Source organism: Bacillus sp. RHFS10 (genome assembly GCF_016757475.1).
Lineage (GTDB): Bacteria > Bacillota > Bacilli > Bacillales > Bacillaceae > Bacillus > Bacillus subtilis_G.
This window is the reverse complement of the sequence record NZ_JAESPO010000003.1, coordinates 156,470-182,990: the sequence shown is the minus strand read 5'-3', so window position 1 is coordinate 182,990 and position 26,521 is coordinate 156,470. Positions and strand designations below refer to the sequence as shown.

Annotated in this window: 22 protein-coding genes; all 22 read left to right on the top strand. The window is 50.4% G+C overall.

The window, feature by feature from the left end; translation table 11 throughout:
* Positions 1–5: 5 nt before the first annotated feature.
* The 22 genes from cotJC (at position 6) to JMN17_RS13345 (ending at position 26,521) form a co-directional block, all read left to right on the top strand.
* On the top strand, positions 6–575 hold the full coding sequence (gene cotJC, locus JMN17_RS13450; RefSeq protein WP_087992477.1) for a spore coat protein CotJC: 570 nt from the start codon (positions 6–8) through the stop codon (positions 573–575).
* A gap of 122 nt (positions 576–697) precedes the next feature.
* Positions 698–1,240 (top strand): GNAT family N-acetyltransferase, encoded by a 543-nt coding sequence (locus tag JMN17_RS13445; RefSeq protein WP_202328320.1) that lies wholly within the window; start codon positions 698–700, stop codon positions 1,238–1,240.
* Positions 1,241–1,262: 22 nt separating this feature from the next.
* Positions 1,263–1,565 (top strand): YesK-like family protein, encoded by a 303-nt coding sequence (locus JMN17_RS13440; RefSeq protein ID WP_087992479.1) that lies wholly within the window; start codon positions 1,263–1,265, stop codon positions 1,563–1,565.
* Positions 1,566–1,680: 115 nt separating this feature from the next.
* Positions 1,681–2,310: a YesL family protein gene (locus tag JMN17_RS13435; RefSeq protein WP_087992480.1), complete on the top strand. Its 630-nt coding sequence runs from the start codon at positions 1,681–1,683 to the stop codon at positions 2,308–2,310.
* Positions 2,307–4,040, top strand: a complete 1,734-nt coding sequence (locus tag JMN17_RS13430) for a cache domain-containing sensor histidine kinase (protein ID WP_087992481.1) — start codon at positions 2,307–2,309, stop codon at positions 4,038–4,040. The genes JMN17_RS13435 and JMN17_RS13430 overlap by 4 nt, the downstream gene beginning before the upstream one ends.
* Positions 4,040–5,146: a response regulator transcription factor gene (locus JMN17_RS13425; RefSeq protein ID WP_087992482.1), complete on the top strand. Its 1,107-nt coding sequence runs from the start codon at positions 4,040–4,042 to the stop codon at positions 5,144–5,146. Before JMN17_RS13430 ends, JMN17_RS13425 begins: the two co-directional genes overlap by 1 nt.
* Positions 5,147–5,249: 103 nt before the next feature.
* Positions 5,250–6,533 (top strand): ABC transporter substrate-binding protein, encoded by a 1,284-nt coding sequence (locus tag JMN17_RS13420; protein WP_087992483.1) that lies wholly within the window; start codon positions 5,250–5,252, stop codon positions 6,531–6,533.
* Positions 6,530–7,459: a carbohydrate ABC transporter permease gene (locus JMN17_RS13415; RefSeq protein ID WP_087992484.1), complete on the top strand. Its 930-nt coding sequence runs from the start codon at positions 6,530–6,532 to the stop codon at positions 7,457–7,459. The genes JMN17_RS13420 and JMN17_RS13415 overlap by 4 nt, the downstream gene beginning before the upstream one ends.
* A gap of 3 nt (positions 7,460–7,462) precedes the next feature.
* The gene (locus JMN17_RS13410; RefSeq protein ID WP_202328319.1) at positions 7,463–8,353 is read left to right on the top strand and encodes a carbohydrate ABC transporter permease; all 891 of its coding nucleotides are present in this window, start codon (positions 7,463–7,465) and stop codon (positions 8,351–8,353) included.
* Positions 8,354–8,368: 15 nt separating this feature from the next.
* Positions 8,369–9,403 (top strand): rhamnogalacturonyl hydrolase YesR, encoded by a 1,035-nt coding sequence (yesR, locus tag JMN17_RS13405; RefSeq protein WP_202328318.1) that lies wholly within the window; start codon positions 8,369–8,371, stop codon positions 9,401–9,403.
* 21 nt (positions 9,404–9,424) lie between these two features.
* Positions 9,425–11,710 carry a helix-turn-helix domain-containing protein gene (locus JMN17_RS13400; protein ID WP_202328317.1) on the top strand — a complete coding sequence of 762 codons (2,286 nt, stop codon included), beginning with the start codon at positions 9,425–9,427 and terminating at the stop codon, positions 11,708–11,710.
* A gap of 13 nt (positions 11,711–11,723) precedes the next feature.
* Positions 11,724–12,422 carry a rhamnogalacturonan acetylesterase gene (locus JMN17_RS13395; protein WP_087992488.1) on the top strand — a complete coding sequence of 233 codons (699 nt, stop codon included), beginning with the start codon at positions 11,724–11,726 and terminating at the stop codon, positions 12,420–12,422.
* The gene (locus JMN17_RS13390; RefSeq protein WP_087992489.1) at positions 12,415–13,077 is read left to right on the top strand and encodes a YesU family protein; all 663 of its coding nucleotides are present in this window, start codon (positions 12,415–12,417) and stop codon (positions 13,075–13,077) included. The genes JMN17_RS13395 and JMN17_RS13390 overlap by 8 nt, the downstream gene beginning before the upstream one ends.
* On the top strand, positions 13,074–13,700 hold the full coding sequence (locus JMN17_RS13385; protein ID WP_087992490.1) for a YesL family protein: 627 nt from the start codon (positions 13,074–13,076) through the stop codon (positions 13,698–13,700). The genes JMN17_RS13390 and JMN17_RS13385 overlap by 4 nt, the downstream gene beginning before the upstream one ends.
* Before the next feature lie 138 nt (positions 13,701–13,838).
* Positions 13,839–15,683, top strand: coding sequence for a rhamnogalacturonan lyase (rhgW, locus tag JMN17_RS13380; protein WP_445291680.1), 1,845 nt, complete (start codon positions 13,839–13,841; stop codon positions 15,681–15,683).
* A gap of 46 nt (positions 15,684–15,729) precedes the next feature.
* The gene (gene rhgX / locus JMN17_RS13375) at positions 15,730–17,568 is read left to right on the top strand and encodes a rhamnogalacturonan exolyase (protein WP_202328315.1); all 1,839 of its coding nucleotides are present in this window, start codon (positions 15,730–15,732) and stop codon (positions 17,566–17,568) included.
* A gap of 138 nt (positions 17,569–17,706) precedes the next feature.
* Positions 17,707–18,360, top strand: a complete 654-nt coding sequence (locus JMN17_RS13370) for a rhamnogalacturonan acetylesterase (RefSeq protein ID WP_202328314.1) — start codon at positions 17,707–17,709, stop codon at positions 18,358–18,360.
* Positions 18,361–18,365: 5 nt separating this feature from the next.
* Positions 18,366–20,360: a beta-galactosidase gene (locus JMN17_RS13365; protein WP_202328313.1), complete on the top strand. Its 1,995-nt coding sequence runs from the start codon at positions 18,366–18,368 to the stop codon at positions 20,358–20,360.
* 44 nt (positions 20,361–20,404) lie between these two features.
* On the top strand, positions 20,405–22,978 hold the full coding sequence (locus JMN17_RS13360; protein WP_202328312.1) for an exo-rhamnogalacturonan lyase family protein: 2,574 nt from the start codon (positions 20,405–20,407) through the stop codon (positions 22,976–22,978).
* A gap of 122 nt (positions 22,979–23,100) precedes the next feature.
* Entirely contained in the window at positions 23,101–24,609 is a 1,509-nt protein-coding gene (locus JMN17_RS13355; RefSeq protein WP_202328311.1) for an extracellular solute-binding protein, read from the top strand.
* 54 nt (positions 24,610–24,663) lie between these two features.
* Positions 24,664–25,620 carry an ABC transporter permease gene (locus tag JMN17_RS13350; protein ID WP_014479122.1) on the top strand — a complete coding sequence of 319 codons (957 nt, stop codon included), beginning with the start codon at positions 24,664–24,666 and terminating at the stop codon, positions 25,618–25,620.
* A 13-nt stretch (positions 25,621–25,633) separates the two neighbouring features.
* Positions 25,634–26,521 (top strand): carbohydrate ABC transporter permease, encoded by an 888-nt coding sequence (locus tag JMN17_RS13345; protein WP_202328310.1) that lies wholly within the window; start codon positions 25,634–25,636, stop codon positions 26,519–26,521.

Below are 26,521 nucleotides of genomic sequence, written 5' to 3'. Positions count from 1 at the left end.
CCTGAATGTGGGTGTATGAAAAGAAGCTGCAATACCCTGTTAAGGTCAGTACGTGCAATCCGACGCTGGCGAAATATTTGATTGAACAGTATGGCGGAGCGGACGGCGAGCTGGCCGCGGCTCTCCGTTATTTGAACCAGCGGTATACGATTCCTGATAAAGTCATCGGCCTTTTAACGGATATCGGCACGGAGGAGTTTGCCCATTTGGAAATGATCGCGACCATGGTGTATAAGTTAACTAAAGACGCCACGCCGGAGCAGCTGCGTGAAGCGGGGCTTGGCGAACATTACGTGAATCATGACAGCGCGCTGTTTTATCATAATGCGGCGGGTGTGCCGTTTACAGCGACTTATATTCAGGCGAAGGGCGATCCGATTGCCGATTTATATGAAGACATTGCGGCAGAAGAAAAAGCGCGGGCGACGTATCAATGGCTGATAGATATCTCCGATGATCCTGATTTGAATGATTCCCTGCGTTTTTTGCGTGAGCGTGAAATTGTGCATTCCATGCGCTTCAGAGAAGCGGTTGAAATTTTAAAAGAAGAGCGGGATAAAAAGAAGTTTTTCTAACGGGCAGCCGGGCCTCTCTTTCATGCACCCCTTTTACATACAGAGAAAATGTCTGTTTTTGCTGGAAGGTCTGCATTATAATCAAGGTGTGTGCAAGCTTACTTTTGGATTGGGAGGCCTTTATGTCATCTTTTAAGATTACGAATGAAACACTAGCTGATGGAATTTGCGCGTGTCCGGCCGTGTATGAGGATGCAGAATCGATTACCGGGCTGCTCGTCCGAACAGCTGAATGGCTCCGGGATCGGGGCTCTAACCAATGGAGCGGACTGCTGGAAGGGCAAGATACACACGATATCATGGGTTCAATTGAAAATGGACATGTGTTTGTGTTTAAAAAAGGTGAAGAGCTTGCGGCTGTCGTGATGCTGCTGCCGGAACCGAGCGAGTGGGATCAGACGCTTTGGGGAGACGATGGGCATGGGGCGTCCATTTATTTGCATCGTCTGGCGGTCAGCCGCCGGTTTGCGGGACAAGGACTTGGGGCGCGCGTTCTTCATTGGGCGGAGACGGCTATTGACTATCCGGGGAAAACACGGATTCGGCTTGACTGTGTCGCTGATAATGACGCCTTACACTCGTTTTATCGGCGTATGGGATATGAGTTCATGGGTGCTGATGCATCCGGTTATCATTTATTTGAGAAAGAGCTTGCGGCAGAATAAGCGTCCTTTATAGGAGGCTTTTTTGTCTTTTTCTAAAAAGGGGGGACATGGGATGGGGTCACTTGTTTTTGTGATAGGGATCGTAACGGCTTGTCTGTTCGCTAGCGTATCCGTTTTTGTACGGGGGAAGCTTCCTGACAAAAGGTGGCCGGAATGGATATTGGCCGGGCTGATTGTCCTTGGTGTGCTTGCCATCTGGTACAGCCTCGTGTATGTACGCGGCTGGGAGGGGGCTGCGCTCGGCATGCTTGGATTTCAGGTCATTTGCGGAGCTATTGCTGGATATTTGATCGAAAAGGCCATTCAGCGATACAGGAAAAGATAAGGGCGTCTGCTGTCTCAAAAGATGTCGAATTTTTCACGGGGCGGCAGGAATTTTCTTTCGAAAAGAGAAATACATATTACTTTAAAATGAAAGCGTTTTCTGAATCGGGAAGGTGATGTTAATGATACACAGTGTGACGAATGGGCTGAATCGTTTTTGTACGTGGGTGATGAGACTAGCTTATTTGAATGTGCTTTGGCTCTTGTTTTCTCTTGCGGGTCTGGTTGTGTTTGGGCTGTTGCCCGCTACCGCCGCGATGTTTTCAGTGGCGAGAGAATGGGCGAAGGGGAACACGGATGCACCGGTGTTTTCTGTCTTTTTTCGGGCGTTTCAAAAGGAGTGGAGGGCATCGCAGCTTCTCGGGCTCATGCTTGTGACGGCCGGCCTGTTTCTGTTTGCGGATATGCGGATTGCGGCTCAGATGAATCAGCCTGTGCTCGTCAATGTGTTCCTGAGCATCAGCTTGATTTTCGCGTTTGTTGTGCTGTACGTGTTTCCGGTGTTTTCTCATTTTGATGTGAAAATCAGGGAAGTGCTGAGCATCAGTTTTTTGATTGCCTTCAGCCGTCCGGCGGTGACGCTCATGATGGCGGCGGGCGCTGTCGGTGTGTTGTTTCTCGTGCTTTTTCATGTTGTGTTTCTGCTGTTTTTCAGCGGGAGTTTACTTAGCCTGATCTTAACGAAGCTATCCTTTAAAGCGTTTCGGTCAATGGATCAGCGTCAGGAAAAAGAAAAGGCGGCATGAAAAAAAGAGTCGCGGGCTGGTACAGACGGATGAAGATTAAGGATAAGCTGTTTGTGTTTCTATCTTTGATTATGGCCGTGTCCTTTCTGTTTGTATACAGCGGGGTGCAGTACGCCTTTCATGTGTATGATGAGCAGATTTACCGCAAGTCGTCGGAGGTGCTGCGGATGTCTTCTGAAAGGATCGAAGACGAGCTGAAAAAGATAGAGGATGTGTCATATGAAATCATTACGAACGAACAGATTCAGCGCATCCTGAGCATGCAAAATCGTGATGATACGTACGATCAGTATCAAATGAAGCAGGAGCTGTGGGATCAGCTGGCGGAATATGCCGGCGATGAAAAGTACATCGATTCCATTCATTTGATTGACGCCCGCGGCTCAGAGTATTCAGCCGGAAGCAGTTCCTCAGATCTTTTGAAGCAGCAGCAGAAAGAGGTGTTTACACGAGCCAAAGCGAAAAATGGAAGAAATCTTTGGATGACGCTCGGCGGTTCAGATCCTGTCCTCATTTCAGCGCGGCAGATCAGATCCTATCATCAGCTGAGTTTGAACGGTTTGGGCATGGTGCTGATTCAAGTCAAGGTGAAACAGATGATTCGTGATTTGCCAAAGGATTGGGGCGATGCGGTCGGAGACATCATGATCGCCGACCAAGGCGGGAATTTGGTGTACTCGGCACATGCTTCGGTGTTGGCGTCCGAGGCGGCAAAGGAGACGCTGAAGCACCCTGGTTATGACCTGATAAAAAAGAATGGCAAACGTTACTTTATTTCTTTCCTTCAATCATCCTATCAAAATTGGAGCTACTATAACGTCATCCCCTTTGATCAGATGTTCGAAAAAATTTCCTTTATGAAAACGGTGATCGGCACGTGTTTTCTCCTGTTTTTCTGTGCGGTTTTGCTTTTCGGAAGAAAAATCGCCAACAGCATCACGGAGCCGATTGAGCAGCTTGTGTCCGCGATGAAATCGGTGCAGGACGGCGGCATTGAGGCTGGGGTATCGCTTTCTCTGCCGGAACATACACAGGATGAGGCCGGCATGCTGAACCGCCATTTTACTGTCATGATGAAACGGATTAACGAGCTTATGGAAGAAAATGTGGAAAAGCAGCTCATCATTAAAGAAACCGAATTGAAGGCACTGCAAGCCCAGATCAACCCGCACTTTTTATATAATACGCTCGAGTCCATCAATTGGCTGGCAAAGGCGAATCAGCAAAAGCAAATTTCAAAAATGGTGGAATCGCTCGGCTTTCTGCTGCGAAACAGCATTCATATGAAAAAAGATACAGTGACCATTCAGGAGGAGGCGGACATCGTTCTTCACTATATGACCATTCAGCGGTTTCGATTTGAAGAGCGCCTGAATTTTACTTTGGATATCGACGAAGAAGTAAAGCATTGCCTTATTCCGAAACTGACGCTTCAGCCGTTGGTCGAAAATGCGATTCAATACGCGCTTGAGCCCTTCACCAGGCCGTGCGCCATCCGCCTTCAGGCGAAAAAAATGAAGAACTGTGCCTGTATTACGGTCGAAGATAACGGTCCCGGCATGGATGAACAGATGCTCGAAACATCGGGCGGAAGAGGAATCGGGCTTTGGAATATTCGTGAACGCATCAAGCTGACATTCGGAGAGCCGTACGGCTTGCGCATTCATAGTGAGCAAGACAAGGGAACGAGGATTGTGATCACAATACCGTGCCGAAATGAGGTGGCGTGATGTATAAGATACTGCTGGCTGATGATGAGAGGATTATTCTTGACGGAATGGCGGGAATCATTGAGTGGGAGGCGCTTGGCGCTTCATTGATCGGCAAAGCGCAGAACGGGAATGAAGCGTATGACAAGATCTTAAGCAAGCAGCCGGATATTGTCATTACAGACGTGAAAATGCCCGGTATGGACGGGCTTGAGCTGATTAAGAAGGTGTCAGCCGCCAGTCCGTCGGTTCAATTTATCGTCTTATCCGGGTTTGGAGAGTTTGAGTACGCGAAGGAAGCCATGAAATACGGGGTAAAGCATTATTTGCTGAAGCCCTGCAATGAACAGCAGATTATCAGCTCGCTGGAGGAGATCATGGCCGAGCTGAAGCAGTTCGATGTGCGGAAAAAGAGAACCGCTCATCTGAAGCATGAGCTCGATCATATCCGTTCCTTTGCCGCCGATCAATACTTGGAGGGCTTGATCGCCGGTGTAGCCCAGCTGTCACCGCTGCCTTCACTTGCCGGAAAAAAGGTCCGCCTCCTGATTTTAAAAGGGGAACAACCTGTTGATGTCGGGGCCAGAGAGACATTCGGTTCGGCGCTGACAGCGGTTTGCAGCAGCGGAGAATGGACGGTGCTCGCCGTGGAGGAAAACGCCGCTGAAAAGGCGGCGGACGTTTTCGGGGACGATCGGATGGCAATCAGCCAGGCGGGAGAACTCCGGCACGCGGGGCAGCTGTTTCGGGACACCATCGAAACGTCTGGTGACCTGCACGGGAGCGCAGTGATTTCAAAAATGATCAGGCTTGTTGCCGATGAGCTCGGAAATCCGAATCTGTCCTTAAAATGGGCGGCGAAGGATATGCTGTTTATGAATCCTGATTATCTGGGAAAATTATTTAAACAGGAAACAGGCGAGAAATTTTCCCAATACGTGACGCGAGTGCGTCTTGAACATGCGATGAAGCAGATGAAAATCAGGCGGGACGCGAGTGTCTCAGAAATCGCGGAAGAAATCGGGTTTGGCGATAATCCGAAGTATTTCAGTCTCGTCTTTAAAAAATATACCGGTCTGACACCGTCAGAATTCAGAAAAAAACAGGGAGGCGCTTCCGCAGGATAGCCATCTCTGTTTTTTTTACTTTCCCCACTGTTTTTTGAGTGTTTCGCCCTATCTGAACGCTTTAAAATAAAATGTAAGCACTTACATTAAAGGGGGGATTGGTTTGAAGAAGATTTGCTACGTGCTGCTGTCGCTTGTCTGCGTCTTTTTTTTCAGCGGATGTTCCGCGGGTGAAGAGGCATCGGGGAAAAAAGAAGACATTACGCTCAGAATCGCATGGTGGGGCGGGCAGCCAAGGCATGATTATACAACGAAGGTAATTGAACTTTACGAAAAAAAGAATCCGCACGTCCATATTGACGCAGAATTTGCGAACTGGGATGACTACTGGAAAAAGCTTGCGCCGATGTCTGCCGCCGGCCAGCTTCCCGATGTCATTCAAATGGATACCGCTTATTTGGCACAATACGGCAAGAAGAACCAGCTGGAAGATTTAACGCCGTATACAAAGGATGGAACGATTGATGTCAGTTCAATCGACGAGAATATGCTGTCGGGCGGAAAAATTGACAATAAGCTCTATGGGTTTACGCTGGGCGTCAACGTGCTGTCTGTGATTGCCAATGATGATTTGCTGAAGAAAGCCGGTGCGTCCGTCAATCAGGAAAACTGGACGTGGGAGGATTACGAGAAGCTGGCGTATGATCTTCAAGAACAAGCCGGCGTCTACGGCTCCAACGGCATGCATCCGCCTGATATTTTCTTCCCTTATTATTTGCGCACGAAGGGTGAGCGTTTTTATAAAGAAGACGGCACAGGCCTCGCGTATCAGGATGATCAGCTGTTTGTCGATTATTTTGAACGGCAGCTGAGGCTGGTGAAAGCGAAAACATCTCCAACGCCCGATGAAAGCGCACAGATTAAAGGGATGGAGGACGACTTTATCGTCAAAGGCAAGTCGGCGATTACGTGGAACTACTCCAATCAATATTTGGGTTTTGCCCAGCTGACAGACTCGCCGCTGTCTCTTTATTTGCCGCCGGAGCAAATGAAGGAAAAGGCGCTGACGCTGAAGCCGAGTATGCTGTTTTCGATTCCGAAAAGCTCTGAGCATAAAAAAGAGGCCGCGAAGTTTATTGATTTCTTCGTGAATAATGATGAAGCGAATCAGCTGATTAAAGGCGAGCGGGGTGTGCCGGTATCCGACAAAGTGGCGGATGCGATTAAACCAAAGCTGAATGAGGAAGAAGCCAATATCGTTGAATATGTAGAAACCGCTTCAAAACACATCAGCAAAGCCGATCCGCCGGAGCCCGTGGGAAGCGCGGAGGTCATCAAGCTGCTGAAGGATACGTCTGATCAAATTCTGTTTCAGAAGGTATCGCCGGAAAAAGCCGCCAAAACGTTCCGGAAGCAGGCCAATGACATTTTAGAGAGGAATAATTGACGGGAAATGGGGCTGACGCAATGAAAAAAAGCCGGAGTATGAGAAAAGACAATCTGGCGGGATACGCTTTTATTTCTCCGTTTATTATCGGGTTCCTTTGTTTTACGGTGATTCCGATGGGAGCGTCCCTGTTTCTGTCCTTCACAAGCTATGACTTGTTTACGGCGCCGAAATGGATCGGGCTCGATAACTACAAGGAAATGTTTACGGGTGACGAAAAGTATTGGCAGTCGCTGAAGGTGACGTTTACGTATGTGCTTGCCGGGGTTCCGCTCCGCCTCGGCTTCGCGCTTTTTATCGCTGTCATTTTAAACAATGCATCAAAAGGAACGGCCATTTACAGAACGCTCTTTTATCTGCCTTCGATCATCGGCGGGAGCGTGGCCGTGGCGATTATGTGGCGCAATATTTTTGGCAATGACGGGGTCATCAATGCGCTGCTGTTTTTTGTGGGGATTGATCAAAAAATTCTTTGGTATCAGGACCCGACAAGTGCGCTGTGGACATTGATTTTGCTGTCCATCTGGCAGTTCGGGTCATCGATGCTGATTTTTCTGGCCGGCCTGAAAAACATTCCGTCTTCGTATTTGGAAGCGGCCAGTGTGGACGGGGCAAATCGGGTGCAGCGTTTCTTTCAAATTACGCTTCCGATTCTCACGCCGATTATCTTCTTTAATCTAGTGATGCAGACGATTTCTGCTTTTATGACGTTTACACCTGCCTATATCATTTCAAAGGGAGAGGGCGGGCCGCTTGACGGGACGCTTTTATATTCGCTTTATTTGTTCCAGCGGGCGTTTAACTATTTTCAAATGGGCTACGCATCGGCGATGGCGTGGGTCATGCTGATCATTGTCGGGCTGATTACGCTGATTTTGTTTAAGACATCGGCCTATTGGGTTCATTACGAGTCAAAGGAGGAATGACGGATGGAGCCGGTCAACGAGCCTGTCAGAGAAGCCCCGGTTTTTGAGAGAAAAAAAGCCGGACGCGTCAGGCTCAAGCGCATAATGTTCCATGTTTTTACGGCATCGCTGGCGGTGTTATTGCTGTACCCGGTCATTTGGCTGTTTGTCAGCTCGTTTAAGGAAAGCTCCAGTATTTTTACAACCTCTCATTCTCTCATTCCCGACCCTTTTATTCTCAGCAACTATGCGGAAGGATGGAAGGGCATTGCGGGGCAGCCGTTTCTGACCTTTATTAAAAACTCGGCGATCATTGTCGGGCTGTCCACAATCGGCGCCGTCCTGTCATCGGCTGTCATTGCATACGGATTTGCGCGCATCCCGTTTAAGGGAAAAGCGTTTTGGTTCGTCTGCATGATGGGGACGTTAATGCTGCCGCATGAAGTGCTGATGATTCCGCAGTATATTTTGTTTGCGAAATTAGGCTGGCTGAATTCTTTTAAACCGATTGTCGTTCCGCCATTTTTCGGGCATGCGTTTTTTATTTTTCTGATGATCCAGTTTATCCGGACGATTCCCGAGGAGTTGGATGAAGCGGCGAGAATCGACGGATGCGGGCGCTTTGCCTGCTTTTGGCGGATTATTCTGCCGCTGATTGCCCCAGCGCTTGCGACGTCTGCGATTTTCTCCTTCTATTGGAAGTGGGAGGAGCTGATTCAGCCGCTTTTGTACTTGAATAAACCTGAGCTTTACCCTGTTTCACTTGCGTTGAAGCTTTTCCTCGATACGGAATCAGCTTCGAACTGGGGTGCGATGTTTGCCATGTCGGCTGTCTCGTTATTGCCTGTGATTCTTGTATTCTTTTTGTTTCAGAAGTATATCGTTCAGGGCATTAGTACGACCGGATTAAAATAAAAAGGAGTGTTGCAGATGGCACAGCTTATCTTTGATGAAGAAAAGGTCACATCCGTCATTGACCGGATTGTAAAAAGGACATTCCAAATGGATTTTGCATGGGATTGGCCGGGCGGCGTGGCGTTTTACGGCGTGGCGGAGGCATATGAAGCGACGGAAAACGAGGAGTATATCAATCTGTTAAAAACGTGGGTTGATGAACAGCTTGAGGATGGGCTGCCGCCGCTTTCGATCAACGGAGTTTCCATCGGCCATACGCTTTTGTTTCTCCACAAGGTGACGGGTGATCACGTGTATCTGGAAACGGCGGGTGAGATGGCGGAATATGTGCAGCATAAGGCGCCGCGCTTTGGCGAGGGGATCCTTCAGCATACGGTTAATTCGACGGAATACGTGTTTCCTGAGCAGGCATGGGCGGACACGCTGATGATGGCAGGGCTGTTTATGCTGAGAATCGGGCGGGTGATGGAGCGTGAGGATTATTTTGAAGACGGTCTGCGCCAGTTCCACGGACATGAAGATGTGCTTCAAGATCCTGTCACAAATTTGTACTATCACGCCTGGGACAACAAAGCGCAAAATCATCTGTCGGGGATTTATTGGGGCAGGGCGAACGGCTGGGCGGCACTCACGATGGCGAAGGCGCTTCCGCTCATTGAGGTGACGCACCCTTCTTTTATGATCATTGACGGCTCGCTCAGAGACCAGCTGAGCGCGCTCGTCCGGCTGCAGGATGAATCAGGGCTCTGGCACACCATTTTGGATGATCCGGATTCGTATCTCGAGGTTTCGGCTTCGGCGGGTATTGCATCTGCTCTTTTGCCGAACGGAAAGCTGTATACAAAATACGCGCAGAAATCGCTTGCCGCCATTTTGGATGCGGTGGAAGAGGACGGACGGGTCAGCAAGGTATCGGCCGGAACAGCCGTCATGAAAAATGCCGAAGGATACAAACAGGTGCCTTACAAACGAATACAAGGATGGGGACAGGGACTTGCGCTGACTTTTCTTGCTGATGTGCTAAGAACGAAAAAACGCGTGTATCAGTAAAGCGGCGGCGGGGGGAAAGGGATGAAAAAACAGCCTCAACAGAAGGAACGGGTTTCACGCTGGAAGGGAACGTATTTCAAAAGAAACTTTGTCTTCATTTTGCTGATTGCCTGTATTCCCGGATTGCTGACTGGCGGCGCTATCTATTTTCTTTCGATCGACAAGGTGGAGAAGGAACTGCAGAGGTCGCATGAAACACAGGTGGCGCGTGAAGTCAGCCGGATGGATGAAAAGCTGGGAGTGCTGGAGCTGACTCTCACCCAGATGGCGTACGATTCTTCGCTGATGAATGGATTGGAAGAGAAGGATTTGGAGAAAGATTATACGTTCTCCTATCAATTAACGAAAAAGCTGTTTCTTTTACGGGACCAGCAGCCGCTGATCGAGCAGGCTTCCATCTTTCTGAACAGCCCCCGGCCTCTGGTGCTGAGCCCTGAATACAGCGCTTTGACAGAACAGGAGACGCTTCGCAAGTATCGCTCGCTGCTTGCCTCGGGCAACAGTATTTATTGGAACCGATCCGGAAATCAAGCGATGCTGATCCAGCTCATTCCGGGTTCGGCGGAGAAACCGTTCGGTGCGATCATGCTGGCGGTTGATCCGTTAGAAATGGAGTCGATCCTGCAAAGCTTGTCCCCTTATCCTGAGGGCAGTGCGCTGCTTCTGGACCAAAATCGGGAAGTGCTTTTTCAGGAAGGAAAAAAGGATTTAGAAAAGACTTTAATTGAAGAGATAAAAAAACAGCCGGACGAGAAAGGGCATTTTCAGATGGAATGGGGCGGCACGTTGTATTCCGTCTCCTTTGGAGAAATGAACCGCATGCATGAGCAGTGGACCTTTGTGTCAGCGGCGCCTCTTTCAGCCATTACAGCGCCGATGGTGTTTTTATCAAAAGTGATCATCGTCATGCTTGGCATTTGCATCGGCTTAGCGGTGTGCATGACGTGGTATGCATCAAAAAAAATCTATCGCCCCATTCAGCATTTGCTTGGCTTGTTCACCGGGGGAGAGAAGAAAACATGGCAGGTGTCCGGGCAGGATGAATTCAAGTGGATTGAAAAGCGATGGTATGACCTATCCCTTGAAAGCCGGAAGCTTCAGGAGCAGCTCCTGCGGCAGACGCCCCATATGAAAAAGAGTTTTTTGCAGCACCTCTTGCAGGGCGATTTTTACTATGACAACGAGGCAAGTCTCAGATCACGGATGGAGGAGGCTGGATGGAACATCGGAGAAAACGTGTTTCAGGTGCTTGATCTTCAGGTGACAGGGCTCCGCTGCGAAACAAGCATCTTCCGCGCCGGTGATGAACAGCTCGCTGTATTTACCCTGACCAATCTGGCCGAGGAGCTTGCGGCAAAACGCTGTTTTCAGCCCTCCATTCTTGATGTCGGCCGGCTTTCCGTCACCGTGCTTGTGATGAAAACAAACAGAGCTGATCTGAGGGCGTACGTAACGGAGCTTGCACACCAATTTGACGATCTCACCGGATTACACCTGACCGGGACGATGAGCAGGAAGACGGAGCTCGTCGCGGAAATCCGTTCTTTATATCAGGATGTGAAAAGCGGCAAATCCCACAGGCGGTTTGCCAACCGGCATCAGGTGATTGATTTACAGGCCGGCTTCCCTCAGGATGAGCAGTCCGCCCCTTATTACCCTTTTGAGCTGGAAAAACAAATTGTTCGGGCCATCCGTCTGGAAAGAAAACAGGAAGCCGAGGACCTGATACGTGTCTGCATGGAGGAACTGGCGGAAAAGGCGGGCATAGACAGACATGTGCACTCCGCCCTGATTCAAGTGTTTTCCCGCATTCAGGAGGATATTCTGCATTCCGGGCTCAATCCGAGCGAACTGTTTCAGCATCGGGATCTGCTTCTGGAGATTTCAGAATTGCGCGAATCCGGTGAAGCGGCGGCCTGGCTGATGGATGCTGTCGTTACACCATATCTTTCCAAGCTTGAGGGCAGAAAAAACAGACAGGAAAAGCAGCTGGCGGAACGTGTGATGGCCATGATTCATGAACAGTATATGGCGGATCTTTCGCTGGAAAGCTGTGCCGATGCGCTTGGCATGAATTCATACACGTTAAGCAAGGCATTTAAGCAAGTAACCGGCATTAATTTTATTGATTATGTGACCCAAATCAGAATTGAAAAGGCGAAAGAGCTGCTGGTGAATACGAATAAGAAAATTCTTGACGTGTCAGAAGAAGTCGGCTACCGACACAATTACTTTAACCGGATTTTTAAAAAACAGGTCGGCGTGCCGCCGGGTGTCTTCAGGCAAATGTATCAGGAAACGCCGTGAAAGGAGAGGGCATGTGATGGAAAAAGCGATTCAAGTGTTTTTAGCGGGGGATTCCACCGTGAGTGACTGCCCGCCTCATGAAGCGCCTATGGCGGGGTGGGGGCAGGTATTCGGGCAATTGTTTTCTAAAGATGTGAAGGTGCGCAATCACGCCAAAGGAGGAGCGAGCACCAATTCTTTTGTGGAGGAAGGAAGGCTTCAGGCGATTGCTGACCGTATCATGCCAGGCGATTATTTGTTTATTCAATTCGGCCACAATGACCAGAAACCGCGGGGGACGCAGCCGTACTCTACGTTTCAGCAGTTTCTCACCCTGTTTGCAGATACGGCACGCGAAAAGGGAGCGCATCCTGTGTTCGTCACATCAGTGCAGCGCCGCCGCTTTGATGAAAACGGGCGGATCGAGCATACGCTTGACGAATATCCTGATGCGATGAAAGCACTGGCAAAGGAGCTTGCTGTGCCCGTGATCGATCTGCTGGCGAAAACAAAGGTGCTGTATGAAGCATACGGACCGGAGGAGTCGAAGCGATTGTTCGTTTGGCTTCAGCCGAATGAACATCCGAATTATCCGGAAGGCATTGCGGACAATACGCATTTTTCGGAAGAAGGGGCGATGGAGGTTGCGAAGCTTGTGGCAGAAGGCATTGAGGAACTCGGCCTTCCGCTGAAGGACCATCTCGTGAGCCGGGAGGGAAAAGAATATGTATAAGGAAGGCGCGTGCCTGTACCGCAATCCGCTTCGGTCAGCAAGCGATGTGAAGGATTGGCGGATGGAGGGGGGCGGACAGATTTCATTTGACGATCGCCGCTTGCACCTGTCGCATGTTCAGGACGAAGCACACTTTGTCTATTGGTGCCCGGAAACCTTTCCGGACGGCATCATTGTGACGTGGGATTTCTCGCCGATTGAGCAGCCTGGACTTTGTATGCTGTTTTTTTCCGCTGCGGGGATTGGAGGCGAGGATTTGTTTGATCCAAGTCTCAAGAAAAGAACGGGAAAGTACCCTGAATATCATTCAGGAGACATCAACGCGCTCCACCTGTCGTATTTCCGCAGAAAATACGCGGAAGAAAGAGCGTTCCGCACCTGCAATTTAAGAAAAAGCCGCGGTTTCCACCTCGCCGCGATGGGAGCTGACCCGCTGCCTTCTCCAGACGACGCTGATTCTCCGTATCAGATGAAGCTCATCAAAGACAAAGGCTATGTGCACTTTTCAATCAATGATCTGCCCATTCTTGAGTGGACGGACGACGGCAGCGCACATGGGCCTGTGTTAACAAAAGGAAAAATCGGGCTCCGGCAGATGGCGCCCATGAAGGCGGCTTATCGAGATTTTGCCGTGCACCAAGCGGTGAGAAGATGAAAACAACGGTAACGGATGCGCTTTACGCAGGATGCGAAGCGGTGGTGAAAATCGCGTGGCTCAACGGGTTATGGCTGTTGTTTACGCTTTTGGGCGGGATTCTTTTCGGCTGGGCGCCGAGCACAGCCGCGATGTGTGCGGTCATACGAAAATGGCTGATGGGGCAAAAGGATGTCCCGGTGTTTCCGTTATTTTTCGATATCTACAAAAAAGAATTTCTCAAGGTCAATGCGATCGGATTGGCGTTTGCGGCTCTTTTGCTCATATTGTCCGCGAATTATCATTATTTTTCTGCCAGTACGGATTGGCTGTCCTTTGCCGTAACAAGCTGCACGCTGCTTGCTGGGTTTTTGTATATCATTGCCTTAATGTATGTGTTTCCCCTTTACGTGCACTACCAGCTCCCGCTTCGTAAATATATTCCGCAAGCGCTGCTGTATGGCGCCATGCGGCCGCTGACGACCGGCTGTATGCTGATCGGGTGCGGATTTGTCCTTTATTTGCTGTATACGCTCCCGGGCCTGATCCCCTTTTACGGCCCTTGTTTATTTGGGCTTGTGTCGATGTTTTTTGCTTTCAGGGGGTTTCAAAAGACGGAGGCCCAGCACCGCCAAGCCGGGTAACAAAAAAGTGACCATTTCGCAAAAGAGTGCAGTGTCTGAATAAGGCGGATGCAAAAAAGTGAAATTGAAGGCAGCTCATACAGCGCATAAAATCCAATTTGAGTAAGCGCTTACAAATGAATGAGAAGGAGCTGTCTGATGAATACACGAAGGAAACGCATGTTTACCGCTGTGATGTTGCTGGTCTTGTTGGTGATGGGGGCCTCTGTATGTCCTGTGAAAGCTGAAGGGGCAGCGCGGCAGATGGAAGGGCTGAACCGGGGGCTTGTGGCAGTCAAGACGGACGGCGGCATTTTTGTCAGCTGGCGGTTTCTTGGCACTGAAAATGCATCTGTTTTGTTCAATGTGTACAGAGACGGGCAAAAGCTGAATGCCGCACCTGTCAAAAGCACGAACTATGTGGATCAAAACGGATCGGCGGCCTCCACGTATACGATTCGGGCTATCGTAAACGGAACCGAACAGGCGGCTTCTGAAAAAGCCTCCGTATGGGCGCAGCCGTATCATTCCGTCCGGCTGGTTAAACCGGCTGGCGGCACGTCGCCAAAGGGTGAAGCTTACACGTACAGCGCCAATGACGCCAGTGTTGGCGATGTGGATGGCGACGGGCAATATGAGCTGATCCTGAAATGGGACCCGTCTAATTCAAAGGACAACTCACAGGATGGCTATACGGGTGACGTGCTGATTGACGCGTATAAACTGGATGGAACGAAGCTATGGCGGATTAATCTCGGCAAAAACATCAGAGCGGGAGCGCACTACACCCAGTTTATGGTGTATGACCTTGATGGTGACGGAAAAGCGGAAGTGGCGATGAAAACGGCGGACGGGACAAAAGACGGCACGGGCAAAGTAATTGGAAATGCCAATGCTGATTACAGAAATGAACAGGGGCGTGTGCTTTCAGGCTCTGAATATCTCACTGTGTTTCAAGGTGCAACCGGGAAAGAGCTTGTCACAACAAATTTTGAACCGGCCCGCGGCAATGTGTCAGATTGGGGAGACAGCTACGGCAACCGGGTGGACCGGTTTCTAGCCGGGATTGCCTACCTCGACGGACAGCGGCCGAGTCTGATTATGACTAGAGGGTATTATGCCAAAACCATGCTTGTCGCCTATAACTTCAGAGACGGAAAGCTGTCAAAGCTATGGACGCTCGATTCTTCGAAGTCGGGAAATGAAGCGTTTGCCGGACAGGGGAATCACAGCCTGAGCATTGCGGATGTTGACGGAGACGGAAAAGATGAGATCATTTTTGGCTCAATGGCTGTTGATCATGACGGCAAAGGCATGTATTCGACTGGCTTAGGCCACGGGGATGCCCTCCATACCGGGGATCTTGATCCGAGCCGGCCGGGTCTTGAGGTGTTTCAGGTGCATGAGGATAAAAACGCAAAATACGGCTTATCCTTCCGTGATGCGGCAACCGGGAAAATCCTTTGGGGTGTTTATGCCGGCAAGGATGTAGGCCGGGGCATGGCTGCTGATATTGACCCGCGTTATCCGGGACAGGAAGTGTGGGCGAACGGTTCTCTTTACACAGCGAAAGGGGTCAAAATCGGAAGCAGTGTTCCGTCCTCGACCAACTTCGGCATTTGGTGGGACGGCGACTTGCTGCGGGAACAGCTGGACAGTAACCGAATCGATAAGTGGGATTATCAAAACGGCGTATCGAAAAATATTTTGACTGCTTCAGGGGCGGCCGCCAACAATGGCACAAAAGCAACACCGGCGCTGCAGGCTGATCTGCTCGGTGACTGGCGTGAGGAAGTTGTGTGGCGAACGGAGGACAGCAGTGCGCTGCGCATTTACACGACGACCATTCCGACTGAGCACAGGCTGTACACGCTGATGCACGATCCTGTGTACCGGCTTGGCATCGCCTGGCAAAATGTCGCGTATAACCAGCCGCCGCACACAAGCTTCTTTTTAGGAGACGGCATGGCGGAACAGCCAAAACCGAATATGTATACACCTTAACAGAAAGGGGGAAGGAACGGGCTGCGCACAGCCCGTTCCCATTAAAATGAAACCAAAAAAGAGGCAGATGGAATACTTGACCAGAGGTTTAATTGCGGTCAAGACAGAGCAGGGCGTGTTTGTCAGCTGGCGTTTTCTCGGAACCGATCATGAGACGACGGCTTTTCACCTTTATCGGGACGGAAAGCGGATCACCCGCGAGCCGATCGCGGACAGCACGAATTTTCTTGATCAAAACGGGACGGCGGACGCTGTTTATCAGGTGGCGGCCGTCAATAAAGGACGGGAAGAAAAGCGCTCCAAAGAAGCTCCAGTCTGGATGGAAAATGTCCTAGAGGTTCCGCTTAACAAACCGGAAGGCGGTGTGACGCCGGACGGAAAGCCGTATACCTACAGCGCCAATGATGCCAGTGTCGGGGATGTGGACGGGGATGGAGAATATGAAATCATCTTGAAGTGGGACCCGTCCAATTCCAAAGACAACGCCCATGACGGATATACCGGGGACGTTCTCATAGATGCCTATAAACTGGACGGCACCTTTTTGTGGCGCATCGACCTCGGCAGAAACATTAGAGCGGGCGCGCATTATACCCAGTTTATGGTCTATGACCTGGACGGTGACGGAAAAGCAGAAATCGCCATGAAAACAGCCGACGGCACAACAGACGGGAAAGGAAACGTCATTGGCGATGAACAGGCCGATTTTAGGAACGAACAGGGCAGAATCCTGTCCGGTCCGGAATACTTGACGGTGTTTAAAGGAGAAACCGGTGAAGCGATCACGACCGTGGAATATGAACCGCCCCGCGGCAAGCTGGAGGATTGGGGAGATGGCTACGGCAACCGGATGGACCGTTTTCTCGCCGGAATCGCTTATTTGGACGGGGAGCGGCCGAGCCTCGTGATGGCGCGCGGCTACTATACGAGAGCGGTGCTCGTGGCATACGATTTCAGAAACGGAAGGCTGAAAAAACGCTGGATATTTGACTCCAATCAGCCGGGCCATGAAGCGTACGCAGGGCAGGGGAACCACAGCTTGAGCGTGGCGGACGTTGACGGAGACGGGAAGGATGAAATCATTTACGGCGCCATGGCGGTTGATCATGACGGCACAGGCTTGTATACAACGGGGCTCGGACACGGAGACGCGATGCATGTAGGGGATCTGGATCCGTCCCGAAAAGGGCTTGAAGTGTTTCAGGTGCATGAGGATGCCTCCAAGCCGTACGGACTGTCGCTTCGTGATGCCGGAACCGGTGAGATTTTGTGGGGCGTTCATGCCGGAACTGATGTCGGCAGGGGCATGGCGGCTCATATCGACCCAAACTACAAAGGCTCGCTCGTCTGGGGAATCGACCCGCCGGGCAATGACGGAATGTCATACGGCCTTTTCACCAGTAAAGGAGAGAAAATCAGCGATCAAGCCCTCGCCTCAGCCAATTTCGCCATCTGGTGGGACGGCGACTTGGTCAGGGAATTGCTCGATCATGACTGGGACGGAACGGCCGGCAGGCCAAAGATTGAGAAATGGGATGCTGAAAACCGCTGCCTGAAGACGATTTTTCAGCCGGAAGGCGTGCTGTCCAACAACGGGACAAAAGGAAACCCTGTTCTTCAGGCCAACCTGTTCGGCGATTGGCGGGAAGAAGTGATATGGAGAACAGAAGACAGCAGCGCGCTTTGCATCTATACAACGACACATCTCACCCGCCACCGCTTGTACACGCTCATGCACGACCCGGTTTACCGGCTCGGCATCGCCTGGCAGAACACCGCCTACAACCAGCCGCCGCACACGGGCTTTTATCTCGGAACGGGAATGAAAAAACCGCCGAAGCCCGCCCTGTACACAGCGGGAAGCAAAACGGAGACGCGGCTATAGGAGGAACGTATCGTATATAAAGCAAAAGCTGGTCGCTTTGAAAGGATGGCGTACGGGCAGGTTCAGGCGTTGCACGCACCGGTTTTCTGACCATGATCGAAATCATATTAAAACAAAAAAAACGAGGGGGAATGAGGAATGGCAAATCATATTTATCTTGCCGGTGATTCGACGGTTCAAAGGTATGGAGACAGCACAAATCAAGGGGGCTGGGGACAGTTTCTCGGCTCGCATCTGCCGGAGCATATTCAGGTGATCAACAGAGCGATCGGGGGAAGAAGCTCGAAAACATTTGTGGAAGAAGGCAGGCTTCAGGCGATTCTGGATGTGATTGAGCCGGGTGACTGGCTGTTTGTGCAGATGGGCCATAATGACGCGTCGAAAAATAAGCCGGAGCGCTACACCGAGCCTTATACCACCTATAAACAATATTTAAAGCAGTATATCGCAGGCGCGCGGGAAAAAGGCGCCCAGCCGCTGCTCATCACCCCTGTAGCCCGCTTTCATTACGAAAACGGCGTGTTTTTGAACGACTTTCCTGATTATTGCATTGCCATGAAACAGACGGCTGCTGAGGAGAATGTCCAGCTCATTGATCTCATGGAGAAAAGCCTCGCTTTCTTTACCGAGAAGGGTGAGGAAAAGGTGTACACCTATTTTATGGTATCGGAAGGAATAAACGATTACACACACTTTACAAAAAAAGGCGCAAATGAAATGGCCAAACTCGTGGCAAAAGGCATCAAGGAGCTCGGCCTGCCATTGACAGAATCGATCATCAAAGAAGGGTGAAGAATGTGAGGAGAAAACTGTATCATGGCGCTTGCTATTACCCGGAATTATGGGATGAGGAAACGATTCAGCAGGATATTGACAAGATGCGTGAAGTTGGCGTGAATGTTGTGCGGATCGGCGAGTTTGCCTGGTCTGTCATGGAGCCGGAAGAAGGGAAAATTGACGTCGGTTTTTTCAAAGAGATCATCACCCGGCTGTATGACAACGGCATCGAAACGATCATGTGCACGCCGACGCCTACACCGCCGATTTGGCTGTCTCACGGCCGGCCGGAGCGCATGCATGTAAATGAAAAAAGAGAGGCCATGGGGCATGGCTCCCGTCAGCATGCTTGTACAAACAACCCGTATTTCCGAAAAAAAGCCGCCATGATTACCACAAGCATCGCCAAGGAGCTTGGCCAGCTCCCGGGCCTGATCGGCTGGCAGCTAGACAATGAGTTTAAATGCCATGTTGCTGCATGCATGTGTGAGACGTGCTTGCACTTATGGCATGACTGGCTCAGAAACCGCTATGGCGTGATTGAGCGGTTAAACGAGGCATGGGGAACCGATGTGTGGAGCGAAACGTACCAGGCGTTTGAGCAGGTTCCGCAGCCGGGGCCGGCCCCGTTTCTGCATCACGCCTCTCTAAGCACAATGTATCAGCTGTTTTCGATGGAGATGATCGCTTCATTTGCGGATGAACAGGCCAAAATCATCCGCTGTTATTCGGATGCGCCGGTCACGCATAACAGCTCTGTCATGTTCAGTGTGGACAATGAGCGGATCTTTCAGAATCTCGATTTTGCCTCCTATGATACGTACGCTTCGCAGGAAAACGCCTCCGCCTTTTTACTGAACTGTGATTTGTGGAGGAATTTGAAACAAGGGCGCCCGTTTTGGATTTTGGAAACGAGTCCGTCATATGCCGCTTCGCTTGAAAGCTCCGCTTTTCCGCATGCTGATGGGTATTTACAGGCCGAAGCCGTATCTTCCTACGCCTTAGGGAGCGATGGCTTTTGCTATTGGCTGTGGCGCCAGCAGCGTTCAGGAAGCGAGATTTCACACGGTTCGGTTCTCAGTGCCTGGGGTGAGCCGGCTGTTGGTTACCAGAATGTGCTGGCGGTCGAGCGGGCAAGAAAGGAGATCGAATCAATTATTCTATCGACAGAACCTGTTCAAGCCGAGGCGGCGATGACATACTCCGACAGAGCAAAAGCTTTTATCAAAACAGAGCCTCATCGGGGGCTCCAGCACCGTTCGCTTGTGACGCATTTTTATGAGCGTATGCTCCATACTGGGATTCACCGTGACCTTATTCCGGAAGGCGTTCCGCTGGACGGCTACCGCCTGCTGTTTACGCCATTTGTGCCGTATCTGTCTTCCGAATTTATCAACAAAGCTTTGGCATTCGCTGAAGCGGGAGGCATCTGGATCGCCGGGCCGCTGACAGGCGGGCGCACAAATGAGCATACGATTCATACGGATTGCGGGCTTGGAGAACTTGAGAAAACAGCCGGGATCAAAACGCTATATACCTTTCCAATGAACGAGAACGTGAATACAGGAAAAGCGTTTGGCATCACTGCGCCGCTCGGGCTGTGGAGTGCGGTGTTTGATACAGAGAGCGGAAGCACGCTTGGCACGGTTGAATCAGGACCTGGAGCAGGCCATGCGTTTCTGACAGAACGGAAACTCGGCAAAGGGAAAATTGTCATGCTTGGATCGCTTCCATCCGGTCAAGAAGGGGATGCGATGCTGGAAGCGCTCGTCAGGCATTACGCAGCGGAAGCAGCCATCTCCGTTCGGTCGGATGTGACACCCGGCACGATCGTTGCCCCGCGCAAAGGGGATCACGGCATGGTGTGGATCATCGTCAATATGGATGGAGAAGGCGGAAGCGTGACACTGCCTGAAGCGGGAACGGATCTGTTGACGAACCGTTCGGCGAAAGCGGGGAGGCTGGCGGTCGGACCGCATGAATACCATGTGATTCAGTTTGACAATCACAGCTGATTCTTTGCATTGAATCAGCTTTTTTCTATGGAGGGAGAGAACTGATGAAAAAGATCAAATGGTTATCAAAGCAGCCGAAGGTGACAAGCGGTGTAACGTGGGGCGTGCCATGGAAAAAAGGAGAATTGAAAAAAGGTGACCCTCTGGCGCTTGTGAATGAAAAGGCGGAAAGCCAATTTGTGCAAAGCGAACCGTCAGCCTATTGGCCGGACGGGAGCATCAAGTGGACGAAGCACGCGGCGGTGTTCGGCGGACAGGAACATCAAAGCTTTACAGTGCAAATAGAAGAAGCCCCGCAGCCAATAGAAACCCTCAGCATCAATGAGTCAGAGCATGACATGCAAGTGGATACAGGAACGCTCGTCTGTACCATCCATAAAACAGGCTCCGATCTCATTCAATCATTGCAGATCAACGGAAAGCCGATCGCCGCAGGCGGGAGGCTCGTTGCCATAAGAGAAACGAGACGGGAGTCGGCGGCGGAAACGGTTCTTTTTCAGGAAGCGTCTATCAGCCTCATCAAACGTGCGGTGATTGAGAAGCAAGGCCCTGTCAAAGCGGTGATCAAAATAGAGGGTGTGCATATCCTTCAAAAAACAAATGAGGAATGGCTGCCGTTTGTGGTCAGATTGACGTTTTATGCCGGGCTTTCTGAGATCGGCATCGTGCACTCGCAGCTGATCGACAGAAATGGCAAACAAGAATTCATTAAAGGGCTCGGCATCGTGTTTGATCTTTTTTTGGAAGGGGAGCCGTACAACCGCCATTTCCGTTTTGCGGGAGAGAAAGGGATGTATAAAGAACCCGCCCAGCTGTTTGGCACACGTAAATTCAATGAACGGTATCCGCTTTATCAAAAGCAAATCAATGGCGAAACGCTGTCACCAAGTGAAGAGCATAAAGAATGGTTTGCTCACGGCACACAGAACGCGGTTTGGAATGATGTCAAAATCGTTCAGGATTCCAGCGATCATTACAGCCTGTCAAAACGGACCGGAAAAGACTATGCGTGGGTCGGCATGCTGCATGGCAGCCGGGCGAAGGGGCTCTTCTATGCGGGCGGCGAAAATGGCGGCATGGCTCTCGGCCTGCGGTATTTCTTTGAAAAATATCCGTCAGCACTGGAAATCAAAGGTCTCGCCAGCGGCCATCCAAAAATGACCGTCTGGCTTTGGCCCCCGGACGGAGAAGCGATGGATTTACGGCATTATACAGGAAACACCTATGTGGCCAGCGCTTATGAAGGCTTTGATGAAATGCGTTCTGACCCGACCGGCATTGCCAACACAAATGAAATCAGCCTGTCGTGTTTTTCGCGCATGCCGTCTGAGGATGCCCTCAATGCGCTCGCTGACAAATGGCAAGCGCCGCCGCTGCTTGTATGCGAGCCGGACGTCTATTACGAGTCAAAAGCGCTAGGGGTTTGGAGTGTCATCGACACCTCCCATCCGCTCAAAAAAGAACTGGAAGAACAGCTCGACGCTGCCTTTCAATTTTACAAAAAGGAAGTAGAGCAGCGCAGGTGGTACGGGTTTTGGCATTATGGCGATGTCATGCATACGTATGATCCGATCCGGCATATGTGGCGCTATGATCTGGGCGGATACGCATGGCAAAACAATGAGCTCGTTCCGACCTTATGGCTGTGGCAGGCGTTTTTCCGCTCAGGCCGTGAGGATATCTATCGCATGGCAGAAGCCATGACCCGCCACACGAGCGAAACGGACAGCTTTCATCTCGGTGAATACGCGGGTCTTGGCTCACGGCATAACGTTGTGCATTGGGGATGCGGCTGCAAGGAAGCGAGGATCAGCATGGCCGGTCTTTATAAATTTTATTATTATTTGACGGGAGATGAGCGGACGGGAGATCTTTTGACAGAAGTGAAGGACGCCGATTACGCCCTCGTCAAAACCGATCCGATGCGCGCTTTTTACGAGAAAGGCAAGCATCCGACCCACGCCAGAACGGGACCTGACTGGGCGGCGTTTTGCTCGAACTGGCTGGCGGAATGGGAGCGAACCGAGAATCCAGATTATCTCAAGAAAATCCAAACGGGCATCAGCTGTCTGAAGCGGCTGCCGCTCCGCTTATTATCTGGCCCGACATTCGAATATGATCCGGCGACCTCGATGCTTCATCTTATGGGCGACGGCATAGCGGGCGGATATCATATGATCATTGCCTTCGGCGCGCCGCAAGTGTGGATGGAGCTGGCTGAGCTTCTTGATGACCGGGAATGGGAGGAAATGCTGAGTGAATTCGGCGAATTTTACACACTCAGTGATGAAGAAAAACGGAAACAAAGTGGAGGAGCGCTTCATGACGGGCATTTTCACTGGCCGATGTTCGCCGCTGCCATGACAGCCTATGCAGCGAGAAACAAACAGGATCAGAATCTCGCCGCCAAAGCGTGGAATCTTTTGCTTGATAATAAGCTGAGCCATACGCCGCTTCCGATCCAACCAGAGCGCATTGAGACATGGACGCAGCTGGAAGAGCTCCCGTGGGTGACAACCAACACCGTCTCTCAATGGTGTTTAAACGTCATTGCGGCGCTGGAATTAATCGGAGATGCCCTTCCGGCAAAAAAAGAGACATCCGGCAAAAAAGGATAACAGCCGGAATTTCATAGGAGAATTGGTGCAAAAAATGAAGATTGCAAGAATTTATGTAAGCGCTTTATATTAGGAGGGGCAAAGGGGAATTGCAAAATGAGAAAAAGGGGGACTTACGCATCATGAAAAATAGAATGCGAAAAAAATGGCTGGCCTTGCCGCTCGCTGCCATGCTGATCGCCGGATGCAGCAATTCGGAAACATCCAATTCAGCAAGCGGCTCGAAAGACACGATCAAAATCATGGCGCCGCTTTTATCGCCGGAAAGCCCGAGTGAAAAGAGCCCTTCATTAAAAGCGCTCGAAAAATACACAGGAAAAGAGATTAAGGTCACATGGGTGCCTGATTCATCCTACAACGACAAGTTCAACATCGTCATGGCCTCCGGAGAGATGCCTCATGCGATTGTGATTAAAGATAAGTCAGCCGGCTTTATCAAGTCTGTCAAAGCAGGGGCATTTTGGGAGCTGTCTCCTTATTTAAAAGACTACAAGAATTTAAGCCAGGCAGATGAAAAGATTTTGAAGAACAGCTCTGTGAACGGCGAGGTGTACGGAATCTACAGAACGAGGGACCTGATCAGAGCGTGTATGATCATCAGAACCGACTGGCTTGAAAATGTCGGTCTGGATATGCCGGAAACGATTGATGATTTCTATGAAGTGCTGAAAGCCTTTAAGGAAAAAGATCCCGACGGAAACGGCAAGGATGATACGTACGGTATGGTCGTGCCGAAATGGATGGGGCTCGGCAACGGAAGCCCGTGGGATGTTCTGCAAATCTGGTTCGGCGCACCGAACCGCTACGGCGTTGAAAATGGAAAGCTCACTCCTGATTTTACAACGAAGGAGTACATGGATGCGCTCAAGTTTTTTAAAAAGCTTTATGATGAGGGCTTGATCAATAAGGACTTTGCGGTCATGGATTCAGCGAAGTGGAATGATCCGGTTGTGAAAGGAAAAGCGGGTGTCATCGTTGATACCGGCTCCAGAGCGTCTCAAATCCAAAGCGCGATGGAGGAGGCGGATGAGTCGAACAAGGATGTGATTGACATCGTCGGCTCGCTTGAGGGGCCGAATGGCAAGCGCACCTTCCCGACATCCGGCTATTCAGGGATGATCACGATACCAAAATCAAGCGTCAAAACCGAAAAAGAGCTGAAAGAGGTGCTGTCCTTCCTGGATAAAATGAATGATAAGGAAGCGCAGATTCTCACGAACAACGGAGTGGAAGGCCGCAATTATGAGCTCAAGGACGGCGTATTCACCTCGCTTGAAAAAAACAACAAATCCCTTCTTTATGAGCATGAAGGCTTGGCGCAGTTCAGCATGTCGATTCCGAAAAGCGAGTATTACATCGAAGACCAGAAAACAAAGCTCTTCCAGCATCGCAAGGACATCATAACCGAAGGAGAAAAAATAGCCGTCTTTAACCCGGCTGAGTCGCTTGTATCTGATGTCTATACCCAAAAAGGAGCCCAGCTTGACAACATCATTCTCGACGCGAGAACGCAATTTATCATCGGAGAAATTGATGAAAAAGGGTTCGGGGATGCGGTGGAGCTTTGGAAAAAAAGCGGCGGCAATGAACTGATGAAGGACTTGAACAAATTGTATCAATCGACAAAATAAACCGATGCGCCTGCCGTTCGGCGGGCGCGCCGGTATCACGGAAGGAGAACAGATATGGAAACTGTGCCGAAGAAGGGAGACGCACCTGTTCTCACTGCTGGAAAAGGCATCAGCTGGATGGCTGCGCTCAAACGGGACAAATGGCTTTATCTTCTGCTTATTCCCGGCCTGCTTTATTTTTTGATATTCAAATACCTGCCGATGTGGGGCGTGCTGATCGCATTTAAAGACTATTCGCCTTATCTCGGCTTCTGGAAAAGCGAATGGGTCGGCTTTGATTATTTCAAAGACTTTTTTATGAATCCGGATTTTTTCCGGCTGCTGCGCAACACCCTCATGCTGGCGAGCCTGGACCTTTTGTTTGCTTTTCCCGCGCCTCTCATTTTGGCCTTGCTTTTGAATGAGGTGAGGAAGGCCGTGTATAAAAGGTGCATCCAAACTTTTATTTACGTGCCCCATTTTGTGTCATGGACAATTGTGGTCAGCATCACCTTTGTTTTCTTTACTGTCGATACAGGTGTGATCAACAAATTGATCATGAGCCTGACAGGTGAGCAGATTTCCTTCTTATCGGATGCGGACTGGTTCCGGCCGATGATTGTGATGCAAAGCATCTGGAAGGAGACAGGCTGGGGTACGATTTTATTTCTGGCCGCGCTGGCGACGGTTGATCAGGAGCAGTATGAAGCCGCCATTATGGACGGAGCGGGCCGGTTCAGAAGAATGTGGCATATTACGCTACCGGCGATCAGAAGCACCATTATCGTTCTGTTAATTTTAAGAATCGGCAGCTTTTTGAATCTCGGTTTTGAACAGGTGTATTTGATGACGAACTCGCTCAACCGGAGCGTGGCTGACATTTTTGACACGTATGTGTACATGATGGGGATTACCCAAGGCGCGTACAGCTACAGCACGGCTGTCGGTTTGTTTAAATCGGTTGTCGGGATTATCTTGATTTTCGGCGCCAATTACATTGCGAAAAAGTTTGATCAGGAAGGATTGTTTTAGAGGAGGGAGAGGTATGGCTGACATTCACACGATGCACAACACAAAAGCCGGACGGGTGTTTGACGTCTGCAACTTTCTGTTTCTCGGCGGAGTCGGCGCGATTACCATTTTGCCGTTTTTGTATATTATCGCCGGTTCCTTTGCGACAGAAGCGGAACTCGCCCAGCGCAGCTTCTTTATTTTCCCGAAAACCTTTACACTTGATGCTTACAAGTATGTGTTTTCGACACCGACGTTCATCCGAAGCATGGGCGTCTCCATTTTCATCACCGTGGTCGGGACGGCTGTGCAGCTGTTTTTCACCTTTACGATGGCGTATCCGCTGGCGAAGCGGCATGTGAAGGGACGGAATCTGCTGTTGAACCTGGTCATCTTCTCTATGCTATTTTCCGGCGGCATGATCCCGACGTACCTTGTCGTGAAATCACTTGGCCTTTTGGATACGTATTGGGCATTGATTCTGCCGATGGCGATTAATCCGTTCAACCTTATTATTATTAAAAACTTCTTTCAGCAGCTGCCGCGGGAGCTGGAGGAATCGGCAAAAATTGACGGCTGTTCAGAAATCGGCGTTTTCTGGCGGATCGCCCTGCCGCTGTCAAAGCCGGTCATTGCGACTTTTGCGCTGTTTTATGCGGTCGGGATTTGGAATGATTTCTTCCACGCCCTCTTATATATCAATGACAGTGCAAAATGGCCGCTGCAAATGGTGCTCCGCCAAGTCACGATTTTATCGGATTTAACGGCGACCAATGGTGATACGATGCAAAATACCGTTCCGCCGGAGCAGGGAATTAAACTCGCGGTCATTGTCATTGCGACGCTGCCGATTTTGGCGGTCTATCCATTTTTACAAAAACACTTTGCGAAGGGAATGCTGATCGGTTCGGTGAAAGGCTGA

Coding starts and splice junctions, on each gene's coding strand:
- JMN17_RS13345 (WP_202328310.1), top strand. CDS start 25,634: ATGGCTGACATTCACACGATGCACAACACAAAAGCCGGACGGGTGTTT.
- cotJC (WP_087992477.1), top strand. CDS start 6: ATGTGGGTGTATGAAAAGAAGCTGCAATACCCTGTTAAGGTCAGTACG.
- rhgX (WP_202328315.1), top strand. CDS start 15,730: ATGAAACCAAAAAAGAGGCAGATGGAATACTTGACCAGAGGTTTAATT.
- yesR (WP_202328318.1), top strand. CDS start 8,369: ATGGCACAGCTTATCTTTGATGAAGAAAAGGTCACATCCGTCATTGAC.
- JMN17_RS13355 (WP_202328311.1), top strand. CDS start 23,101: ATGAAAAATAGAATGCGAAAAAAATGGCTGGCCTTGCCGCTCGCTGCC.
- rhgW (WP_445291680.1), top strand. CDS start 13,839: ATGAATACACGAAGGAAACGCATGTTTACCGCTGTGATGTTGCTGGTC.
- JMN17_RS13425 (WP_087992482.1), top strand. CDS start 4,040: ATGTATAAGATACTGCTGGCTGATGATGAGAGGATTATTCTTGACGGA.
- JMN17_RS13370 (WP_202328314.1), top strand. CDS start 17,707: ATGGCAAATCATATTTATCTTGCCGGTGATTCGACGGTTCAAAGGTAT.
- JMN17_RS13390 (WP_087992489.1), top strand. CDS start 12,415: ATGTATAAGGAAGGCGCGTGCCTGTACCGCAATCCGCTTCGGTCAGCA.
- JMN17_RS13435 (WP_087992480.1), top strand. CDS start 1,681: ATGTTAATGATACACAGTGTGACGAATGGGCTGAATCGTTTTTGTACG.
- JMN17_RS13410 (WP_202328319.1), top strand. CDS start 7,463: ATGGAGCCGGTCAACGAGCCTGTCAGAGAAGCCCCGGTTTTTGAGAGA.
- JMN17_RS13400 (WP_202328317.1), top strand. CDS start 9,425: ATGAAAAAACAGCCTCAACAGAAGGAACGGGTTTCACGCTGGAAGGGA.
- JMN17_RS13445 (WP_202328320.1), top strand. CDS start 698: ATGTCATCTTTTAAGATTACGAATGAAACACTAGCTGATGGAATTTGC.
- JMN17_RS13385 (WP_087992490.1), top strand. CDS start 13,074: ATGAAAACAACGGTAACGGATGCGCTTTACGCAGGATGCGAAGCGGTG.
- JMN17_RS13350 (WP_014479122.1), top strand. CDS start 24,664: ATGGAAACTGTGCCGAAGAAGGGAGACGCACCTGTTCTCACTGCTGGA.
- JMN17_RS13360 (WP_202328312.1), top strand. CDS start 20,405: ATGAAAAAGATCAAATGGTTATCAAAGCAGCCGAAGGTGACAAGCGGT.
- JMN17_RS13430 (WP_087992481.1), top strand. CDS start 2,307: ATGAAAAAAAGAGTCGCGGGCTGGTACAGACGGATGAAGATTAAGGAT.